Origin of the sequence: Pseudomonas sp. HMSC057H01, assembly GCF_001836405.1 — a bacterium.
Lineage (GTDB): Bacteria > Pseudomonadota > Gammaproteobacteria > Pseudomonadales > Pseudomonadaceae > Pseudomonas > Pseudomonas aeruginosa.
The window spans coordinates 1,235-5,507 of the sequence record NZ_KV828489.1; the positions used below are offsets into that span (position 1 = coordinate 1,235).

Below are 4,273 nucleotides of genomic sequence, written 5' to 3' on the forward strand. Positions count from 1 at the left end.
GCCCCGCCACGAGCGAGGCGGCGCCTCTCCCCAGGGCGGCCGACCCGGCCGTCCCGCTCCAGAGGAGTCATCCATGCGACCACGCTCTGCCCTGCGCTACAGCCTGCTGCTACTCGCCTTCGCCGCCAGCGCCGCCATCCAGGCCCAGCCGAAGACCCTGGCGGTGTGCACCGAAGCGGCGCCGGAAGGGTTCGATCCGGCCCGCTATACCTCCGGCTACACCTTCGACGCCTCAGCCCATCCGCTGTACAACGCGCTGGCCGCGTTCGCTCCGGGCAGCGCCACGGTGATCCCGGCCCTGGCGGAAAGCTGGGACGTCTCCGCTGACGGCCTCGTCTACACCTTCCGCCTGCGCCAGGGCGTGAAATTCCACAGCACCGACTACTTCAAGCCAAGCCGCGAATTCAACGCCGACGACGTGCTGTTCAGCTTCCAGCGCATGCTCGATCCGCAGCACCCCGCCCACGACCTTTCGCCCAGCGGCTACCCCTACGCCGACGCCATGCAACTGCGCGACATCATCGAGCGCATCGAGAAGATCGACGAGCACCAGGTGCGCTTCGTCCTCAAGCACCCGGAGGCGCCGTTCCTCGCCGACCTGGCCATGCCGTTCGGCTCGATCCTCTCCGCCGAATATGCCGGCCAACTGATCGCCAGGGGCAAGGGCGACGAACTCAACAGCAAGCCGATCGGCACCGGCCCGTTCGTCTTCACCCGCTACCGCAAGGATGCCCAGGTGCGCTACGCGGCCAACCCCGACTACTGGAAGGGTAAGCCGGCCATCGACCACCTGGTGCTGGCGATCACCCTCGATCCCAACGTGCGCGTGCAGCGCCTGCGCCGCAACGAATGCCAGATCGCCCTGACGCCCAAGCCGGAAGACGTCGCCGCGTTGCGCCAGGACCCGCAACTGACGGTGCTGGAAGAAGCGGCGATGATCACCTCCCACGCCGCGATCAACACCCGGCACGAACCGTTCGACGACCCGCGCGTGCGCCGGGCGATCGCCATGGGCTTCAACAAGTCGTCCTACCTGAAGATCGTCTTCGGCGACCAGGCCCGCCCGGCCATCGGCCCCTACCCGCCGATGCTGCTCGGCTACGACGACAGCATCCGCGACTGGCCCTACGACCCCGAACGAGCCAAGGCCCTGCTGAAGGAAGCCGGCGTCGCCCCGGACACACCCCTGAACCTCTACATCAGCACCGGCAGCGGCCCCGGCGGCAACCCGGCGCGAGTGGCGCAACTGATCCAGTCCGACCTGGCCGCCATCGGCATCCGGGTGAACATCCACCAGTTCGAGTGGGGCGAGATGGTCAAGCGTACCAAGGCCGGCGAACACGACATGATGCTCTACAGCTGGATCGGCGATAACGGCGACCCGGACAACTTCCTCACCCACAACCTCGGCTGTGCCTCGGTGGAGTCCGGGGAAAATCGCGCGCGCTGGTGCGACAAGGGCTTCGACGAAGCCATCCGCAAGGCGCGCATGAGCAACGACGAGAGCCAACGGGTAGCGTTGTACAAGGAAGCGCAGCGAATCTTCCACGAGCAGATGCCCTGGTTGCCGCTGGCGCATCCGTTGATGTTCGACGCGCAACGCAAGAACGTCAGCGGCTACCGCATGAGCCCGATGTCGGCGCGGGACTTTTCGCGGGTGAAGCTGGACTGATCGCTGCGCCGCACGCGGGAAGCCCTGGCCCTTGCCTTCCCGCGTGCGGCGTTATCGTTCGGCCGGCTCAGCCGCCGAGGCCGAAGGGATCGTCGATGGACGGACTCGGTTGGGTGAACCAGCGTGGTCCTTCCTCCGTCATGTAGAAGTGATCCTCCAGGCGAATGCCGAACTCGCCGGGCACGCAGATCATCGGTTCGTTGCTGAAGCACATGCCGACATCCAGCGGCGTGCGATCGCCACGCACCAGGTACGGGCCTTCGTGGACGTCCATGCCGATGCCATGCCCGGTGCGGTGCGGCAGGCCAGGCAGGCGGTAGTCCGGCCCCAGGCCGTTGGCCTCCAGCGAACGCCGCGCAGCGGCGTCCACCGCCTCGCAGGGCTGGCCCAGACGCGCGGCCTCGAAGGCCGCCAGTTGGGCGTCGCGCTCCATCCCCCAGAATTCGCGCTGGCGTGCGCTGGGCGTGCCGAACACATAGCTGCGGGTGATATCCGACTGGTAGCCGTGGACCTGGCAGCCGGTATCGATCAGCACCATGTCGCCATCCTTCAGCACCTGCGCATGCTTCACCCCATGGGGGAAGGCACTGGCGGCACCGAACAGGACGATGCAGAAGGTCGAACCGGGCGCGCCCACCTTGCGGTGCGCCTGGTGGATGAACTCGGCGACTTCGGTGGTGCTGATGCCTTCGCGGAGAATGCTCGCCGCGGCCTTCTGCACTTCCAGGGTCATGTCCTTGGCCCGCTGCATCAGCGCCAGCTCCTCGGCCGACTTGCGCATCCGCCCCTGGTCGATCAGCGGCGCGGCGCTGACGAAGTTCCTGCCCGGCGCCAGTTGGCGCAAGCGCTCGAACATGCCGAACGGCAGGCTCGGACACAGTGCGACCGTGCTGCGCTCACCCACGCCGAGCGCCTCCAGGCGATCGAGCAGCAGGCGGTAGGGATCCTGGTGTTCCTCCCAGGTGTGGATGGCGCCGTCGACCACCTGGAAGTCGCGCACCGTCCCTTCCTCGAAGGCCGGCGCAAGGTATTCGAGGGCGCCCTCGGCGGGCAGCAGCGCACCCACCAGACGTTCACTGGGGTGCCATTGCACGCCGCTGAAGTAACGCAGGTTGCTGCCTGCATGCAGGTACGCCGCGGCGATGCCATGCTCGCCCATCCACGCCTGGGCCGCGGCGATTCGCGCACGGTAAGACGCCAGGCCGATCGGCTGCGCGCCGTCCATCATGTTCCGCAGACGCTCCAGCGCCTGCGCAGGGGTACTCCCGCCAACACCCACGGTCATTTGTTGTTCTCCTCGTCTGGACCGGGCTGAAATTTAAGTCGAGCTTAAATTCAGGTCAAAACAAATTTTCAGTCACACTTAAAAAATAGGGGTTCGGGTAGTTCATCTGTCAGACTTTATTGACGCCCCGCGCTGGGTATACTGCGCCTTTCAACAAGAGTCTCCCCAATGACCGTAGACCGCATCGGCGAACGCCTGCGCCGCTATCGCCGCGCCGCCAAGAAGACCCTGCACCAAGTCGCCAGCGAATCCGGTCTCACCGCGAGCTTCCTCTCCCAGGCGGAGCGCAACCTCACCGGTGTATCGATCTCTTCCCTGGCCAACATCGCCAAGTCGCTGAATATCCCGCTCAATGCCCTGTTCGACCAACCGGCACAACCCCAGCCCGACTCCCACGAAGGCGAGCGGGTACGCTACACCATCGAGGGCCAGCCGCTGGCCTACGAACGCCTTTCCAGCTCCTTCCCCGGCAACCTGATCAATGCGGTCAAGATGAACATGCCGGTGGGCTACCAGTCGGAGCTGATCTCCCATGAGGGCGCAGAGTTCTCCTACGTCCTGTCCGGGCAGATCGTCTACACCATCGAGGGGCGCCAGTACCCCCTCGGCGCCGGCGACTCGGTGCACTTCGACGCGACCAAGACCCATTGCCTGGCCAACGTCGGCAGCGATGTGGCGGAAGTCCTGACCATCACCACCATGGGCCTGTTCGACGACCATCCGACGCCCTGAGCCAGTCCGCAGCGCACCTTCCCATCCTGTCAGGCAAACGTTTTCGCAAGAGAAATGTTAGTCGTGCTTAATTTTCGTTGACCACAATTTCAGCATGACTTAATTTCGGCATCAGCGAATCGTCGACCAACAACAAACGGACGATCGCTGTCGCCGCACAGGGTCCATGGCTGTCACCCGCCATCCATGGAAAGGCGAGAGTTGCCATGGCCCATAAGGCCGATCCTCAGACGATGCCCTTAGAAAAAGAAAAAATGAGGTTTGCATGCGTAAGATCCTTCCCCTTCGGGCCTGGCTGGCAGCCGGTCTGATCCTCGGCTCCCCGTTCTCCCACGCCGCCAGCAACCTGGTGTTCTGCTCGGAGGGCAGCCCGGCCGGCTTCGATCCCGCCCAGTACACCACCGGCACCGACTACGACGCGACCTCGGTCACCCTGTTCAACCGCCTCGTCCAGTTCGAGCGCGGCGGCACCCGGGCGATCCCGGCCCTGGCGGAAAGCTGGGACATCGGCGACGACGGCAAGACCTACACCTTCCACCTGCGCAAGGGTGTGAAGTTCCACAGCACCGACTACTTCAAGCCGA

General features: G+C 65.1%; 4 protein-coding genes. 3 read left to right on the plus strand and 1 reads right to left on the minus strand.

Annotated elements, in window-relative coordinates; translation table 11 throughout:
• Positions 1-73 precede the first annotated feature (73 nt).
• Positions 74-1,672: an ABC transporter substrate-binding protein gene (locus HMPREF2581_RS18515; protein WP_003141332.1), complete on the plus strand. Its 1,599-nt coding sequence runs from the start codon at positions 74-76 to the stop codon at positions 1,670-1,672.
• 67 nt (positions 1,673-1,739) lie between these two features.
• On the opposite strand, the gene mdpA is transcribed toward HMPREF2581_RS18515, so the two are convergent.
• Positions 1,740-2,957: a metallopeptidase MdpA gene (gene mdpA, locus HMPREF2581_RS18520; protein ID WP_003094429.1), complete on the minus strand. Its 1,218-nt coding sequence runs from the start codon at positions 2,955-2,957 to the stop codon at positions 1,740-1,742.
• A 168-nt stretch (positions 2,958-3,125) separates the two neighbouring features.
• On the opposite strand from mdpA, the gene psdR reads away from it, so the two are divergent.
• Together psdR and HMPREF2581_RS18530 are read left to right on the plus strand one after the other, a co-directional pair.
• Positions 3,126-3,689 carry a transcriptional regulator PsdR gene (gene psdR / locus HMPREF2581_RS18525; protein WP_003094433.1) on the plus strand — a complete coding sequence of 188 codons (564 nt, stop codon included), beginning with the start codon at positions 3,126-3,128 and terminating at the stop codon, positions 3,687-3,689.
• Between the two features lie 265 nt (positions 3,690-3,954).
• Positions 3,955-4,273, plus strand: a 319-nt coding sequence (locus HMPREF2581_RS18530; protein WP_049310458.1) for an ABC transporter substrate-binding protein, incomplete at its 3' end; no start/stop codon positions are given.